Annotated in this window: 11 protein-coding genes; 7 read left to right on the forward strand and 4 right to left on the reverse strand. The window is 65.5% G+C overall.

What is annotated here, in order from left to right; genetic code table 11:
• Nucleotides 1–111 precede the first annotated feature (111 nt).
• Both CAP2UW1_RS10120 and CAP2UW1_RS10125 read left to right on the forward strand, forming a co-directional pair.
• Nucleotides 112–414: a hypothetical protein gene (locus CAP2UW1_RS10120; RefSeq protein ID WP_015766529.1), complete on the forward strand. Its 303-nt coding sequence runs from the start codon at nt 112–114 to the stop codon at nt 412–414.
• 95 nt (nt 415–509) lie between these two features.
• Entirely contained in the window at nt 510–1,325 is an 816-nt protein-coding gene (locus tag CAP2UW1_RS10125) for a PP2C family protein-serine/threonine phosphatase (protein ID WP_015766530.1), read from the forward strand.
• On the opposite strand, the gene CAP2UW1_RS10130 is transcribed toward CAP2UW1_RS10125, so the two are convergent.
• From CAP2UW1_RS10130 to CAP2UW1_RS10140, 3 genes are all read right to left on the reverse strand, one after another.
• Nucleotides 1,299–2,774, reverse strand: a complete 1,476-nt coding sequence (locus CAP2UW1_RS10130) for a DEAD/DEAH box helicase (RefSeq protein WP_015766531.1) — start codon at nt 2,772–2,774, stop codon at nt 1,299–1,301. The genes CAP2UW1_RS10125 and CAP2UW1_RS10130 overlap by 27 nt on opposite strands.
• Before the next feature lie 105 nt (nt 2,775–2,879).
• Nucleotides 2,880–4,973 (reverse strand): DUF1631 family protein, encoded by a 2,094-nt coding sequence (locus CAP2UW1_RS10135; RefSeq protein ID WP_015766532.1) that lies wholly within the window; start codon nt 4,971–4,973, stop codon nt 2,880–2,882.
• Between the two features lie 126 nt (nt 4,974–5,099).
• A complete protein-coding gene (locus CAP2UW1_RS10140) occupies nt 5,100–5,504 on the reverse strand; it encodes a hypothetical protein (RefSeq protein WP_015766533.1) in 405 nt (134 codons plus the stop codon).
• A gap of 534 nt (nt 5,505–6,038) precedes the next feature.
• Here CAP2UW1_RS10140 and prsT point away from each other — a divergent pair.
• Together prsT and CAP2UW1_RS10150 are read left to right on the forward strand one after the other, a co-directional pair.
• Nucleotides 6,039–8,816, forward strand: a complete 2,778-nt coding sequence (gene prsT, locus CAP2UW1_RS10145; RefSeq protein WP_015766534.1) for an XrtA/PEP-CTERM system TPR-repeat protein PrsT — start codon at nt 6,039–6,041, stop codon at nt 8,814–8,816.
• A 228-nt stretch (nt 8,817–9,044) separates the two neighbouring features.
• Entirely contained in the window at nt 9,045–9,869 is an 825-nt protein-coding gene (locus CAP2UW1_RS10150; protein ID WP_015766535.1) for a THxN family PEP-CTERM protein, read from the forward strand.
• 93 nt (nt 9,870–9,962) lie between these two features.
• Here CAP2UW1_RS10150 and CAP2UW1_RS10155 read toward each other — a convergent pair whose 3' ends face one another.
• Nucleotides 9,963–11,321, reverse strand: a complete 1,359-nt coding sequence (locus CAP2UW1_RS10155) for an IS1182 family transposase (RefSeq protein WP_012806779.1) — start codon at nt 11,319–11,321, stop codon at nt 9,963–9,965.
• 334 nt (nt 11,322–11,655) lie between these two features.
• Here CAP2UW1_RS10155 and CAP2UW1_RS10160 point away from each other — a divergent pair, with 334 nt between their 5' ends.
• The 3 genes from CAP2UW1_RS10160 to ugpQ all read left to right on the forward strand — a co-directional run bounded on the left by CAP2UW1_RS10160 (nt 11,656) and on the right by ugpQ (nt 15,222).
• Nucleotides 11,656–13,008, forward strand: a complete 1,353-nt coding sequence (locus CAP2UW1_RS10160; RefSeq protein ID WP_015766536.1) for a hypothetical protein — start codon at nt 11,656–11,658, stop codon at nt 13,006–13,008.
• Between the two features lie 190 nt (nt 13,009–13,198).
• Complete coding sequence (locus CAP2UW1_RS10165) at nt 13,199–14,458, forward strand: extracellular solute-binding protein (protein ID WP_015766537.1); 1,260 nt, start codon at nt 13,199–13,201, stop codon at nt 14,456–14,458.
• Nucleotides 14,455–15,222, forward strand: a complete 768-nt coding sequence (ugpQ, locus tag CAP2UW1_RS10170) for a glycerophosphodiester phosphodiesterase (protein ID WP_015766538.1) — start codon at nt 14,455–14,457, stop codon at nt 15,220–15,222. Before CAP2UW1_RS10165 ends, ugpQ begins: the two co-directional genes overlap by 4 nt.
• Nucleotides 15,223–15,430 lie beyond the last annotated feature (208 nt).

A 15,430-nucleotide genomic window follows, 5' to 3' on the forward strand; every position in this document is an offset into this window, starting at 1 on the left:
GAAAGCGATAGAATTCACCGCCAAGCTGGCGATGACGACTGGTGGGGTCAGGCGATGCGCCTTCGACGCTCGCCGGGAAGACAAGTCGGTGGTGTGTAAACCGGGGGTGGAATGGACGAACAGACTGAGCGCACGGGTTGGCCGGCCGCAGAGCGGCGTCAGAATCTCGGCCTGCGCGCAGCTTTTGCCGACGCCTTCGTGATGATCGAGCCATTCTTTGATCCGGAGAACGGCTGGGGAGGGCATTCGCTCGAGCATCTGGCGTATCGCATCGTGCGTGATAATTTCCCGGCGCTGAGCGGTGAAGAAGTGCATGCCCTGGTGGTTGCTGCGCACCGCGTGTATATCGAGCGCAACCCGGATCGTAGTGGTCACTTGCCGCACCCGAGCGAACTTCGGCGGGCCAGCCTCTAAACCATCATGCGTCGTCCCCTTTGCCAGCTTGCGCGTCGGTGGTGCGTCGGCCAGTCCGGTCGACGGTGACGCATCAGCCGCCGAGAGAGTCCAGAATGCCGATTTCAGTTGATGCCTGCGTTGCCCAGCATTTGGGTGATCGTCGCGAACAACAGGATCGCGTGGCCATCCTGCCGCATCCCGGCGGTGGCGGCGTGGCGCTGGCGGTGGTGGCGGATGGCATGGGCGGGCATACCGGCGGCACAATTGCCGCTCAACAGGTAGTTCACACGGCGCGCAACAATCTCGAACGCTTTTCCGCCCGCAGCGAGTCGGCGCGCGTGCTGCTGGAATCGAGCATCAATGAAGCGCACATGCTGATCAAGGCGTGTCGTTTCATAAACGAGAAAGATCCACACAGCACGGTGGTGATGCTGCTGCTGCAGCCGGGCAAGGTCAGTTGGGCGCATTGTGGCGACAGCCGCTTCTATCATTTTCGCGGCGACAGCCTGATCTTTCGCAGTACCGATCATTCCTACGTCGCGCAACTGGTGGTACAGGGCAAGATCACCCCGGAACAGGCGCTTGTACATCCGAACCGGAACATTCTGCTGACCTCGCTCGGTGGCGTTGAAACGCCCAAGGTTGCTTTTGGCGAGGCCGAAGGCCTGCGTGGCGGCGACACCTTTCTCCTTTGCTCGGATGGCCTCTGGGGCTATTTCACCGACCAGGAACTGGCATGGGCGATCGATGGGGCAGCTTCGGCACGGGAAGCGTCCGAGTTGCTGATCGGCCGTGCACGTGCGCTCGCCAAAGGAGATGGCGACAACATGTCGCTGGCCATCCTCAAGCTGGTTGACACCGCTGCTCCCGAGAAGGTGTCGGCGTCTGCGGCCGACGACGGGCTACTTCCGCCCCAGCCCGCCAAGTAGCGCCGCCAGCGGGCGGCGAGGTTTGTGCGGCTGTTCGACGCGGGCAATTCCTTTCGCCGCGTTGCCGTCGGCCGGTGTGGCTGCAGGATGCGGGTCGGCGCTTTCGTAGGGCTTGCTGAAGTCGAAACCATCGGCGGCGATATGGTGGGGCCGCCGGGAGATGCCAGGCCGGCTTGCCGCCTCCCGCTGCTCGGCGCGGAACTGCGTTCGCTCGCTGCGGGCCGTCGCCAGGGGCGCCGGCGGTGCCGAGGCTGCCGCCGGCTGCCGGCGACGGCGTTCGCCACCGGGCGGGTAGGTGTAGTCGTCTTCCGGCTCGAAGCCCGGGACGACGATCTGCTCGACCTGAATCCTGATCAGCTTCTCGATGTCGACCAGATAGGGGACTTCGCTGGCCGAGACCAGAGAAACCGCCGTGCCTGGCTTGCCGGCACGACCGGTACGGCCGATGCGGTGGATATAGTCCTCCGGTGTCCGCGGCAACTCGAAATTGATCACGTGCGGCAACTCGTCGATATCGAGTCCGCGCGCCGCGACGTCGGTGGCCACCAGCACCAGCACCGAGCCATCCTTGAAGGCTTCGAGTGCCTTCAGACGCTCCTGCTGGCTCTTGTCGCCATGAATCGAATCGGCGGCGATTCCGGCCCGCTGCAACTCGCGCGCGAGCTTGTTGGTTTCGATCTTGGTGCGGGTGAAGACCAATACCTGGTTGAAATCCGACGATCTCAAGAGTTTGACGAGTAGCGCGCGCTTGGCTTCGGCGGCCACCGGGTGCACGCGGTGGGTGATCGTCTCGGACACCGTGTTGCGCCTGGCGACCTCGATCAGCACCGGTGATTTGAGCATCCGGTCCGCCAGCTTCTTGATCTCTTCAGAGAAAGTCGCCGAGAAGAGCAGGCTCTGGCGCTGCTGCGGCAGCAGGTTGATGATGCGCGTTACGTCGGGGATGAAGCCCATGTCCAGCATGCGATCCGCTTCGTCGAGGACGAGTGCCTGGACGCTGCCGAAGTTGAGGCATCTCTGTTCGATCAAGTCGAGCAGTCGGCCGGGCGTCGCGACCAGCACTTCGACGCCGAGTCGGATCTCGGCAATCTGCGGCTTGATGTCGACGCCGCCATAAACGCACGCGCTACGCAAGGGAACGTACTTGCTGTAGCCCCTGACAGACTCATGGACCTGGATGGCGAGTTCGCGAGTCGGCGCCAGCATCAGCACGCGTACCGGATGGCGGGCGGGCGACAGGCTGGCGCTGGCGAAGGGAAGGATGCGCTGCAGGAGAGGCAGGGTGAAGGCGGCAGTCTTGCCGGTACCCGTCTGGGCGCCGCCCATCAAGTCCTGGCCGGCGAGAACGATCGGTATCGCCTGTGCCTGAATCGGTGTCGGCTCGGCGTAGCCCTGGTCGGCAATCGCGCGCAGCAGATCAGGTGCCAGGCCGAGGTCATCAAAGCGCATTGGCAAAAGCCCAAAATCGTTCAAGACATTCCAAAATCAATAGGATCAAGCGCTTATTATACATGGAATGACCCTTCGCGGCCGGTTTTGCGGCGACGAGCAGGGTCAGGAGCGTTGCAGCAGGCTGAGAGCGCGTTCAGCGGCGGCGTCGAAGACGGCGAGACGGGAAACGATCTGGGCCCGGCCGGCGCTCAGCTGCTGGTCGAGAGCTGACGGCGAGACGGCGACCGCGTAGCCCCAGTCCGGATTCAACAGCAGCGCCGTTCCCGACGACGGGCTCTGCCAACAGCAAAGACCGCACAGAGGCTCCTGCTCCGAGGTCCAGAAACGTAGCCAGTCGCCCACTTGCCAGTTTTCGGCCGCTGCCCGTTTGCGCGCTTCGGCGGTCGCTCCCAGTACCAGGTAATGGATGCGCTGCCCCTCATCCTCGAGGAGACAGGGCCCGGCTTTGAAAGCGAGATTCGTGCTCCGGTCGGCTTGACTGTCACTTCCCGGCGTTTCCGCCGGTGGCGCGGCGGGCTGTGACTGGCTGCGCAGGGCAGCGGTCTGCAGGTCGAACAAGGTGTTCAGGAAAGGCGCACGTTCCGTGCTTGAAACTCCGATTGCATCGAGTCCGGCGCCGATTCGCCTGATCAACGACGATGCGAGGCTGGCCAGGCGTTTGCGTTCCTCGGCACTCTGTTTGGGGAGGACGCTCCAGATCAATTCATCCCCGGTGGCGTCGTCCTCTTGCCAGCGCTTCCCTTCGCCGCCGCCCTCCATAGCCGCGGCGACCATCACCCGAAACCAGTAGCGGTCGAGAAACGACGCCACTTCAGGCGAGCGCGCGCGGGGCAGGCTCCCCCGCAACCAGGTGCGCGCGAGTTGCTCGGCATACTGCCGCTTCTCGTGCGCCTCCACCACCGGCACATGCCGGTCGGCCTGCAGGCGGATGGCCTGGTCACGTTCGCCGATCAGCACGTCGAGTTCGGCAAGATACGAGTCGAGAACGGCGCCCTTCTCGGCGAGTCTCTCGCGGACGGCAGCGCTTACGCTACCGATACGGTGGCAGACCGGATGCTCCCAGCCGGCAGCGCGCGGCAAGCCGACGGCTGCCCGCGCCATGCGATTGATCAGGAGGCGCGCCGGATGCCGGCTGTTGGCGAAAAGCGACGAATCGACGATCGCCAGTTTGAGCAGGGGGATCTGGAGGCGCGCGATGGCCGCCTTGACGGTGTCCGGCAGTTCCGCGGAATCGAATATCGCTTCGAAGATCAGGCCCAGGGTGTCGAGAGTAATCGCCTCGGGCATGCCCAGCGGCAGGTCCAGATCCTTGGCCTTCAGTGCGTGCAGGGCAGGAGGCGACGGCGACTCCAACGCTGCCGAGTCCGCGATCGCCGTAGGCGAACGGGCCTCGAGGGCTGTCAGGCGCTCGAACAGGTGCTTGAGCATGACCATCGCCGCGGCATCGAGAGTAGGGTTCGCCGACGTCGCCTGGGCATGACCGCGCAGGTTTCCGAACGCCACGGGTAGATCGCCGTCGTGTTGCTGTCGCATGACCTGCTGGAGAGCCGACAAGGGGTCGACGGGCCCCTGCCCGTCATCGGCCGCGTCGCCTGATCCGGAACGGGTGGCCGCTGGCGGGGTCTGCCCCGGCGCCGGGTCGACGCCGGCGGCAGCCAGCAGTTCGTCGATTTCTCGATAGATCACGGCGACTTGCTGGCAGATGTCCGGCTCCAGGCGGTCGAGCAGGGCCAGCCGCTGCTCGAGGGTGCCGCCGCATTGCGCGCAGAGTGCCCAAAGGCCGAGGCAGATGACGTCCGGACCGATCGGATGGGCATCCTCGTTCATCAGCGGGCGACGCAGCAGCGTCCGGTAGCGCAACTGCGTTCGCCAGAGATCGCGACCACCGGCTTCGCGCAGGTGGGCGGCCACTTCGCGGACGCGAATGTCCAGTTCGAGGTCGTCGTCGCCGAGCAAGGTCAGGCGTGAAGCGGTGAGGTCGGCGGCCTGATCGAAGCCATCGAGTTGGCGTGCTGCGGCCAGCTCGTCGTGCGCTTCACCGATCTCGCGGCCGAACGCGTCGAGCGCGGCCGGCAGCCGAACGCCGGATTGCCTGACGATCTCCGTCAAGCGCTTCTGGAACAGGTCACGGCCGGCACGCAGCAGCGCATCGCGATCGTGTGCGGCTGGCTGCGGCGGCTGGATCGGCTTGGACATGGCGTGGAGTGTGGGTGATGGGCGATCTTGTAATGAATGTGCCGTGCCTGTCGATCGGGAGGATCGCGCGTGGCGTGCTGCTGCGATTATAGACGAGTCGGTGAGCTGGGCCGCTTCGCGAAGCGCCTAACGCGCCTCGCCATTCTTGCTCTCGGCTCGCGGTTCGGCAATGGCATCCTCGGCAGGTGGCGGTGCCTTCTTCTTCTTCGTGCCCGGCGGTTGTGGCGGCGGCAGTTGTGGCTCGACGGTCAGCAGCTTGTTTTCGCGCATGTAGACATCCATGTCGCGCCAGCCCTCGTAGATGGCCGCTTTCGGCAACCACGAATAGATCGAATAGCAATCCTCGATTGCGCGTCCCGATTGCCGGCAGGCACCGCCAACCGCCTTGCCCTCGCCTTCGAGTCGCGCGGTCTTGGCCGCTGGCGCCTCGATCCCGAGTTTCTGCTGGACGACATCGCAGCCCGACAGGCCGAGCAGGAGGGTGGCGGCGAGGAGCAGTGTGCGCAGTTGACTCCGTGGACTATCGGGCACGACGATCCCTGGGCAAAGGTTTGAATGGCGTGCATTTTAACCGGAAGCCGCCGCGGGTCCGCTTTTTTCGGGCCGTCCTCCGGGTGCTGGAAGGGCTCGTTCAGGACCCCGGCGGATGGGCCCAGGTCTGTCAGCGCAAACAACTTCACGGCGTGCCACCGACCAACTGGGATAAGATCGCCATTTGTCGGGAGTGCTTGCCGCTTGCCCGGCAGGTGCCGTGCCGGCGACCGCGCGGATCGCCGGGGCGCCAGTAGCGCCGGACGATCGCGGGCCGGCCGGCAGACGCCTGGCAGATGCAGTCGCCTTCCCGTATCCGGCAGGCGAGTCATCCGGTGGGCAGAGGGGCGTACCAGCGCCAGCGTTTGCCGGGTGGGCAAGACGCGTTCCACCGGCTACGCCGCCGGTGTCCAGCAGGTGGTCGGGCAGGGCTCCACGCGGAATCGCCCGGCTGGCGAGAATGCTCGCCGGCGCCATTTCTTCGGCATATCGATCAACCAGCTTCCAGACGACAGCCACAAGGGAGAACTCATCATGAAACGCCAGCCTATCCGCCTGCTCACCAGAAGCGCGGCGGCAATCATTCTTGCCCTTTCTCTGACCGCCTGTGGCGACAGTCGCGACAAGTCGGTCGCCTCGGCCAGAGCGGACTTCGCCGCGGGGAACTACCAGGCCGCCATCATCCGGCTGCGCAGCGTGTTGCAGACCGATCCCGAGTTTGGGGAGGGTCGCCTGCTGCTTGGGCGGGTCCTCCTCGACAACGGCGAACCGCAGGCGGCCGAGAAGGAACTGCGTCGTGCTTACGAAGCGGGATTGGAAGGTGAGACCGTCAAGCCCTTGCTGGCGCGGGCGCTGCTCGAAAGCGGCGAGTACCAGAAAGTGCTGTCCGACTTTCCGCCGCAGCAGATCAGGTCGCCCGAGGCGAGGGCCGACGTATTGGTCAGCCAGGCATTCGTGCACCTGTTCACAGGCAACGTCGAGGCCGCAAAGCAGACCGTTCAACAGGCTTTCGAAGCCAGTCCCGACTATCCGAGGGCGGCGATTGCGCGAGCGGTGATCACCGGAGCCGCAGGCGAGTACGATGCGGCCTCTCTGGCCATAGATCAGGTACTTTCGCGTCAGCCCAAGTCGGTGGAGGCGCTGCGTGCGAAGGCCAGCATCGCACAGAGCAAGGGTGACCTGGCGGGCGCCATCCAGGCGCTGCAGGCGCTCACGCAGGTGCGACCGTCCGACGTCGCGGCGCACTACACGGCGATCATGCTCCTCTGGCAGGCCGGCCGGGTCGACGACGCCAGAGCGCAACTGGCCGCTATGGTGGAAGCGGCCGAAGAGCACCCGCGGACCGAGCATGTGCTGGCCCTGATGGCGATTCGCGACCGCGACCTGAACGAAGCGCGCGACCACGTTGCGCTGGCGCTCAAGGGCGATCCGGAGTTTGTTCCGACGCTGCTGTTGTCGGGGACCCTGAACGCCGAGATGGGCGAATACGAACTCGCCGAGAAGGATCTCAGCAAGGTGCTGATGCGGAACCCGGGCAACCTGCCGGCGCAGCAGGCGCTGATTGGCGTCCTGTTGCGGACCCAGCGCCTGGAAAGGGCCCTGGCGCTGGCGCAGGAGATGGTGGCGAGGGCGCCGGAGGAACCGCGGGCGCTGAGCGTGGCGGCCATGGTGTACCTCAAGGCGGGCGACGCGAAGAAGGCGCAGTCGCTGTTCGAGCAGGCCAATGCGTTGGGCGGCAAGACCCCCAAGGCGTTGACCGGCCTAGCACTGGCTCGCCTGGCGGGCGGCGATGCCGGCCAGGCCATCAACGTTCTGATGGAAGCGTCGGCCGTGGACGCGGCGGGTGTCGAAGCGGATGTCCTGCTGGTCAACCACTTCGTTGGCAGCAAACAGTTCGACAAGGCGCTCGAGGTCCTGGCGATCATGGCCAGGAAGCGACCGGGCGATGCGCGCATCCTGACGCTCGAGGGCGAAGTCCTGATCGCTGCAGGGAGAAGGGCCGAGGCGCGGGTGGCGTTCGAAAGAGCGTACGAGCTGCGACCGGATCTCATCACCGCGCTGCGTCACCTTGGACGTTTGGATCTCGCCGATGGCAAGCCCGAGCGCGCGAAGAAGCGGTTCGAAGATGCGGTCGCGGGGCGCCCGAAGGATGCGAGCGTCCTGCTGGCCTACGCGGAGTGGCTCAATGACAGCAAGTCCGAGCCCGACAGCGTGCGCGCGACGATCGAGAAAGCCGTGGCAGTCGCCCCCACCGATGTCAACGCCAGGCTGTCACTGGTGGCTTTTCACGCCAGCCGGCGGGATTTCGATGCGGCCATGGTCGCCGCCGAGCAGGCGACGAAGGCGATGCCCGCCAGTGCGCGTTTGCAGACGGTCCTCGGTGAGTTGCAGATTCGCGCGGGCAAGGCCGACCTCGCGGCGGCCACGCTGGCGAAGGCGATCGAACTCGCCCCCGCCTCGCCGGAACTACTGGTGCGCCTTGCCGATCTTCAACTCGCCGGCGGCGCCGTTGACGCGGCCAAGGGATCACTGCGCAAGGCCTTGACGCTGCGACCGGGTTTCCGGCCGGCCACGGTGCGCCTGGCCGCCCTCGACCAGCAACCCGCTCGGCCGGCGGACGCCATCGAGGCGGCCCGCGAACTGCAGAAGTCGCAGCCGAGCGATCCCATCGGTTATTTTCTCGAGGGCAAGGCGTTGGTTCAGCAGGAGAAGTGGCCGGAGGCCATACGCGTCCTCAAGGCCGGGATCGAGCGCTCGAACTCGCCACAACTCGTCGTCGCGCTGCATTCCGCACTGGTCAAGTCCGGCCGCGCGGAAGAGGCGTCCAGGGCGGCCGCCGATTGGATCAAGGCTCACCCCAAGGATGTGGTCGTCCGCAGCTACCTCGCCGACCTCGCCCTGGCGGCCAGGGACTATCCCGCGGCCGTCCGCATCTACAAGGACGTGGTGGTGGACGTTCCGAACAATCTGCGCGCGCTTAACAACCTGGCGTGGGCCGCCGGGCGGGCTGGCGACCCGATGGCGCTCGACTACGCCGAACGTGCCAGCCGGCTCGCGCCCGAGGACCCAAAAGTCCTCGACACCCTCGGGTGGATCCTCGTCGAGCGCGGCGATCTCGCGCGTGGCACCGATATCCTCAGGCGGGCATCGACGGCAGCGCCAAACGCGCCCGATCTGCGCCTGAATCTGGCCAAGGCCTTGATCAAGTCCGGCGATGCGAAGGGAGCGCGCCGGGAACTCGAGGTTCTCGCGAAGCTCGGCGACAAGTACCCGGCGCAGGCCGAGGTCAAGAAGCTTCTTGCCGGCCTCTGAGGCCGCCGCCGGTCTCGGGGAATGGCGGGTTTGCGTCGGCAGCGGACCGCTCGTGCCCCGGCCGGGCACGCTGCCCGTGTCGGGAAATCTTACAGCCGACGTTGCGGGATTCGGGGGGCTTCAGGCAGGAAGGTGATTTAAAAGATTAATCCGATTCTGGCACGGTCTTTGCTTATTGTAGTCCGTCGCACAGCGGGTGCGCGCAATTATAAGAAGGAGCCAGTCATCATGAAGAATCAAACCAAACCACTCAGGGCGCTGATCGCCAGCGCTGTCGGCGTTGCTGCCGCGTCTCTGTCGTTCGGCGCGCATGCGGACAGTATCAATGGCATCATTGACATCTGGAACGTCAACGTGTCCACGGTCTTCGACACGGCGTCGGTTTGCAACAACAGCGGCGACTGTACCGCCGCGAACGGCATTACGAAGAGCCCCTTGAGCCTGAGCTGGGGAAGCGGCGGCATCAGCGGCCTGGACATCGGCGGTTCATCAGCCGGGAATGTGAACACGAACGGTGCGTCAGTCCCGAACGTTTCGATCACCCACCGCAATCAGCCGATCACCGGCGCCACGCTGGGCACCGTCGACATCGTGTCGACGCTGACGCTGACTCCGGTGTCGCCTCTGGGCCCCGGCCTGCCGGCGGTCGATTTCATCTTCAAGGTCCATTTCGCCGAGACGCCCAACAATCCTGCTGGCGGCACTTGTGCCGACGGAGGTGCGAACGGTGTAGGCGTCAACATCAACGGCTGCGCGGATATCTACGTTACCGACGTTAACTCGCTCAACTTCCCGTTCTTCTATGACCTCGACGGAGCCGGTACGACGTATGCGCCGAAGCAGTACTTCATCAGCTTCTTCGAATCGACCAGTGGCCTCAATCCTCTGCCGGTTGCCGCCTGCTCTGCGGTTGGCGTAGCGGCGCCGTGCCTCGGCTTCCGGACGCCGGAGAGTACCAATACGACCGTCCGCTTTGCGTCCCTGATCACCACAGCTCCGGTGTCTATCCCCGAACCCGCGACCTCGGCGCTCCTAGCAGCCTGTCGGACTTGAGGTTTAGAAAACCGCCAAATTTCACAATGCGGAATGAAAAGGCCGGATTTTCTCGACTTTGCGGCCTTTTGGACGGTTTTCTCCTCGTTTTCCCTACTGTGGGCGCAATTTGGCCATGCGCTTCAAGTTCCACGCCAGGCAGACCAGCGTCCACTCGCCCGTGACCTTCTTCAAACCGCGCAGCGAGAACTGGCGAAAGCCCATGACCGATTTGATGATACCGAAGACCGGCTCGACGGTCTGCTTGCGCAAGGCATAGAGGGCTCGTCCCGCTTTGGTCTTCAAGCGATGCGACAGGGCCTGCACGGGTGTCGCATTCTCCGGCAGCGGCGCCGGTTCGCTGTGCCGCTCCCGCCAGTCAGGGTGGTGCTCGTCGCGAGCCACCGCGATCACCGGATCGATACTGGCGGCCTCGCATGCCTTGATGTTCTTCTCGCTGCAGAAGCCACTGTCGGCGATCAAACTTTCCACGGGACCCAGCACCTCGGCTTGTGCCTTGAGCGTCGCCAGCATCGGCTCGACCTGCTCTTTGTCATTGGGGGCTTGCGTCACGCCGACCGCCACAACCAGCATCGTCGCCGCATCAACCCCGGCCTGGGCGTTGTACGCTTGTTCGAAGCCGCCACCGGCCACCGGCATGATGCGCGATTCTTCGTCGGTCAGATTGATCTGGTCACTGTCCCGTGCGCCGGGCTCGGGGGCTTTCGGCGGCTTGCCGCCCAACTTCTTGCCGGCCGCTTCTTCCTTGGCCGCGCGCCGCGCCATTTTCTCGTCGTAATCGGCTTTCTCTCGCTGATAACGCTCTTCGGCCCGGGCAGCAATCTTCGCCTTGGCCACTGCCATCGCCGCCAGCCGATCTTCACGACGCTTGATTTCTTCGGGCAGGCTGACGCCGTCCGGAACGTCGGCTTGATCCGCCTGTTCCGCCAAGCTGAAGAGTTCCTGCACCTCAGCCTTGAGCTGGGCTTCCAGCTTTTCGATGTGTCCGTGGGAGAGCGCGCTGTGCCTTGAGGCGTTGGCGTCGATCTTCGTGCCGTCAAGACAGACGTTACCTAGCTTGAGCAGCTTCATTTCCTTGGCCATCGCCAGGACCTGCAGAAACAGGTCGCTCAGTTCGTCCAGAAAACGCCGGCGGAACGTCGCCAGGCTGTCGTGATCGGGATGGCTTCCGGCGGCAATGTAGCGGAAGGCTACCGAATCGTAGGTTGCCCGCTCCAGCCTGCGGCTGGAGAAAATACCCGTGGCGTAGCCATAGACCAGAATTGCCAGCAGGGTCGCCGGATGGTACGCCTTCGATCCACGTCCAGCGTACTGTCGCGTCAGCTTCGACAGGTCCAGCTGGTCGACTACCTCCACGATGAATCGCGCCAGGTGATCCTGGTTCAGCCAATCGTCCAGTGACGGCGGTAGCAGGTAGTCGGTCTTACGGTCGGTGACGATGAAGTGGGACATGCCGGCCCTCGGTTGCTTCAAAAGGCATGATTATAGCATATCCGGTGGGGAGCAAGCCGAAAGTCCGACAGGCTGCTAGGGATTGGATTGCTCGGCGGATTGCTCGCGCGCCGTCGGCGTAGCTAGGCCCTTTTCCTGTCGGGTAGTAAAGGGCGGCTCAGGTAGCCGCCCTTTCTGTTTCTGCTGACCGGCCCGCCGGGCGAAGCCAGTGGTCCGGCCCGCCGTGACGGGCTGCGCGGGCGCTGGTCAGGCACGACGTGCCGCCGCTTGATCCAGGGCCGCAAATGTGTAAAGCTCCCCTCGATCATCAACCGTTCAGAGTGAGTGTTTCGACATGGCTACCACAGCATTGGCCTTGGTCGGGCTGGTTGTCGCCATCCTGACGCCGCTTGCCGCCGCGCAATCGTCGCCCGAAACCTGGTCGCTGACGGGGCTCACGGCGCAGTCCGTGCCGGCGATATGGATGCGCGACGACAACGATTTCGTTCGTCGCTCTCCGCCCGATGGCGAGGGCTTCCTCGAGATCCAGGGGCGGCTGAGCGTGCAGCCGGGCGGCCGCCTGGACCCGGTGGCGCTGCCGGAGATCCGGGCAAGAATCTCCGGGTCGACTCCGGGAGCCAAGCCGCAGAGCGCGGTCGCCGTCGGTGTGAGCATTGCGATGTGCCGCTACCTGTCTCCCGAGACGCGCGTGCGCGAGGTGTCGCGAATGGCCGTGGGCAAGGACGGTGGTCTCGGGGTGTCAAGAGACAGTGCCAGCGCTCCGCTGAAACTCACCCTCGAAGGCCCGACTGTCGATCTGTGTATTGCCTTTGCCGGACCGGCCAGGGCCGGTGACATCGTCTCGCTCGAATTCGGCGGGCGCGCTTTCACCGTGTCCTTGCCCGAGCCGCCGAAGCCGGTGGTCAGTTTCGCCAAGACCGACGCCGAGAAGGGGCTGGATTTCGGCCTGCCATCGGCGCGCACGGCTGCGCTCGTGGGGCTCTCGCTGCTCGTGCTGGGCGTCGGGGCGTTTGCGTTCTGGCGATGGCGGGGGCGGCGGGCCTCGGTGCCGGCAAAACCCGCCGAGTCGTCGGGCGAACCTGAACGCGAATCCGACGCTGCTGCCGAGCACGCGGCTGCACCCGAAGGACCAGGCGCCGAGCTTGCTGAACCGGGCCGCGTCTGCCCTGAACACTGCCGAACCAGTTTCGTGCGTGTCGGCACCAACGTCGGAGCGGGGAAGACCGATTTCGAAGCCGCCCTGCGCGTCCTCCAGGCCGAGCAGTTTGCGGAAGCCGACGCGCTGCTCGACGCGGCGATCACGAAGGGGCTGCCCGCGACCTTTGAATGTGGGGCCTGGTCGCTGCGCGGGCAGGCTGCCGTCTCCCGCGGCGAGATTCCGCTGGCCATCACCTACTTTCTGAAGGCGCTCGCCGGGCCGGAAGTGACCAGCCAGGCAGCACTGCCGGCCGCCATGCATCTGGCCGTGATCTACGACGGGCTCGGCTTGCGTGCCGACGCGCAGCGGATGGAGGCCGTCGCCAAGACGGTCAATAGCGCGGGAATCACGCTCGATCCGGAGGCGATCAAGCGCATGCAACGGCACACGCAGGCGTATCGCAAGGCGCTGCGAGCGGCCCGGCCGACCGGACTCAAGGCCTTGCTGGGGCGAGTCTTTCATCGCCCACGAGCGACTTCGGCGCTCTGAACGTCGGCGCGTTCGCCGGCACGTTCGCCGTAATGGCGGCGTCTGGCTGTCTGCCGCCGCCGCGCCCGCTGGCCGCCTCCACGTTCTTGCCGGGCGGCCCGTAGCGGCTGCCGATGACCGAAGCGGACTGTCGGGATTGCCGTCAGGTCAGACTATAATGCGAGCTTTTTTCCCACTATCGAGGATCGACATGCGCTTACTGAAAACTCTCCCGGCCGCGTTGGCGCTGGCTCTTGCGGGCCCGGCTTCGTTCACGGCGCTTGCCGCGCCGACCGATATCGAGCTGTCGCATCAGCTTGACGAAGAACGTGCCGAGCGGCTCGAGAAGCTCATCGAACGTTTCAATACGGGGCAGAAGGACTACCAGGTCAAGCTGGTGCGCCGTGTCCAGGGCGACGCGCCCAAGGACCTCAATCTGGTGACACGCGAGGAGCAGGCCAAGTTCGTTGCCGCGCGCGCACGTTTTGTCCCCCTGCACCAGGTGATGAAGGACGCCAAGGAGCCCTTCGATGGCAGCAAGCTGGCCCCCGAACTGCGTGTCGGCCTGGGCGATGCCAAGGGCAATCTGTTCGCGCTGCCGATCGCCTTGTCGACGCCGGTCCTCTACATCAACAAGGAAGCTTTCCGCAAGGCCGGTCTTGACCCCGAGAAGCCGCCGAAGACCTGGGCCGAGGCGCAGAAGGCGGCCGACAAGCTGTTCGACGCCGGCAGCACCTGCCCATACACCACGACCTGGCCAGCCTGGGTGCATATCGACAACCTGAGTGCATGGAATGGTGTCGAGGTGGCCGACAGCAAGGGCAAGCTGAATTTCAATGGCCTGGTCCAGGTCAAGCACACGGCCATGATGACGACCTGGGCGAAGGCGAGGTTCTTCACGTACTTCGGTCGGCGCGATGAAGCCGACCGGCGTTTCGCCGCCGGCGACTGCGGCATGCTGACCAGCTCGTCGTCGCTGTTTGCCGCGCTGCCGGAGGCGCGCAAGGCACAGACCGGGGTTTCTCCGCTGCCCTACCACGACGACGTGCAGGGCACGCCGCAGCAGACGCTCGCCGCCGGTTCGTCACTGTGGGTTGGCGCCGGCCAGAAGCCGGCCGAGTACAAGGCCGTCGCGAGCTTCGTCAGCTTCCTGTTGAAGCCCGAAATCCAGGTCGAACTGACTGCGGCGGGAGGTTTCCTGCCGATGACCGCCGCCTCGCGCGCGGCGGCAGAGAGCAAACTGCTGAAGGGCGACGTCGTCGCTCTCAATGTGGCGGAGCGCGAATTGCAGGGGCCGGCTGCCCTGCGCGCGATACGCGTGTCGGAGATCGAGCCCGTGCGGATCATCGTCGAGGAGGAACTGGAAGCCGCCTGGTCGGGGAAGACGCCGGCCAAGCAGGCGCTAGATACCGCCGTGCAGCGCGGCAATGCGGTGATGCCGGCGGCACTCAAGGCGTCTTTGGTGAAGTGATTCATCGGCGGCTGGGCTGGCCCCTGCCGCGCGTCTTCGCGCATCGCGGCGGCGGTGCGCTGGCGCCGGAGAACACGCTCGCCGGCCTGCGCATCGCCGCCCGGCTGGGCTTGCGGGCGGTGGAGTTCGACGTGATGCTGTCGGCGGACGGTTCGCCGTGGCTGATTCACGACGAGGCGCTAGAGCGCACGAGCAACGGCGTCGGCCGGGTCTGCGCAACTACCGATGGCGACTTGCGTGTCCTCGACGCCGGTGCCCGCCGGCACCCGGCGTTCGCCGGCGAGCCGCTGCCGACGCTCGCGGCGGCAGCCCGTCTCTGTCAACAACTGGGCCTGCGGGCCAACGTCGAGATCAAGCCGGCAGCCGGTTTCGAAAGATTGACCGGCGATGTCGTCGCGCGCGAGGTCCGCCAACTCTGGGCGGGCGCCGATCTGCCGCTGGTCTCGTCATTTTCGGAGTCGGCGCTCGCGGCCGCGCGCGCTGCCGCCCCCGAACTGCCGCTCGGCTGTCTCTACGAGTGTCCGCCAGCGGACTGGCTGGCGCGCGTAGGCGCGCTTGGCGCGCTGACGCTCCACTGCGCCGTGAGCAGCGTGGACGACGACTTGCTGCGCACGGCGCACGCGGCCGCCATCCCGCTCCTCTGCTACACGGTCAACGATCCGCTCGCCGCGATAGCGCTCTTCCAGCGGGGCGTCGCTGCCGTGTTCAGCGACCGCATCGACTGCCTTGGCGAGGCGGATCTTGGGCTACGCCCGGCGGGCTAACCCAACCTACGGGTGCCCACGCTCGCCAGCCTTATCACGCCATTGCCCCGTAGCGCCGTAGCCCGGATGCAGCGCCAGCGAAATCCGGGACCCACGCGCACCCCGCTCCCAAAGCCATCCCCCCAAGGACATTCCCCGGTCGGAAATCCGACTTTCACGTTAGAATCGCAGCTCCTTGAACGAGCCCCGTGCGGGCACCGATGACGAT

Source organism: Candidatus Accumulibacter phosphatis (assembly GCF_000024165.1).
GTDB lineage: Bacteria > Pseudomonadota > Gammaproteobacteria > Burkholderiales > Rhodocyclaceae > Accumulibacter > Accumulibacter phosphatis.

Excerpts from the sequence above, each read along its gene's own strand:
- CAP2UW1_RS10120 (WP_015766529.1), top strand. The coding sequence starts at position 112 with ATGGACGAACAGACTGAGCGCACGGGTTGGCCGGCCGCAGAGCGGCGT.
- CAP2UW1_RS10125 (WP_015766530.1), top strand. The coding sequence starts at position 510 with ATGCCGATTTCAGTTGATGCCTGCGTTGCCCAGCATTTGGGTGATCGT.
- CAP2UW1_RS10130 (WP_015766531.1), bottom strand. The coding sequence starts at position 2,774 with ATGCGCTTTGATGACCTCGGCCTGGCACCTGATCTGCTGCGCGCGATT.
- CAP2UW1_RS10135 (WP_015766532.1), bottom strand. The coding sequence starts at position 4,973 with ATGTCCAAGCCGATCCAGCCGCCGCAGCCAGCCGCACACGATCGCGAT.
- prsT (WP_015766534.1), top strand. The coding sequence starts at position 6,039 with ATGAAACGCCAGCCTATCCGCCTGCTCACCAGAAGCGCGGCGGCAATC.
- CAP2UW1_RS10150 (WP_015766535.1), top strand. The coding sequence starts at position 9,045 with ATGAAGAATCAAACCAAACCACTCAGGGCGCTGATCGCCAGCGCTGTC.
- CAP2UW1_RS10155 (WP_012806779.1), bottom strand. The coding sequence starts at position 11,321 with ATGTCCCACTTCATCGTCACCGACCGTAAGACCGACTACCTGCTACCG.
- CAP2UW1_RS10160 (WP_015766536.1), top strand. The coding sequence starts at position 11,656 with ATGGCTACCACAGCATTGGCCTTGGTCGGGCTGGTTGTCGCCATCCTG.
- CAP2UW1_RS10165 (WP_015766537.1), top strand. The coding sequence starts at position 13,199 with ATGCGCTTACTGAAAACTCTCCCGGCCGCGTTGGCGCTGGCTCTTGCG.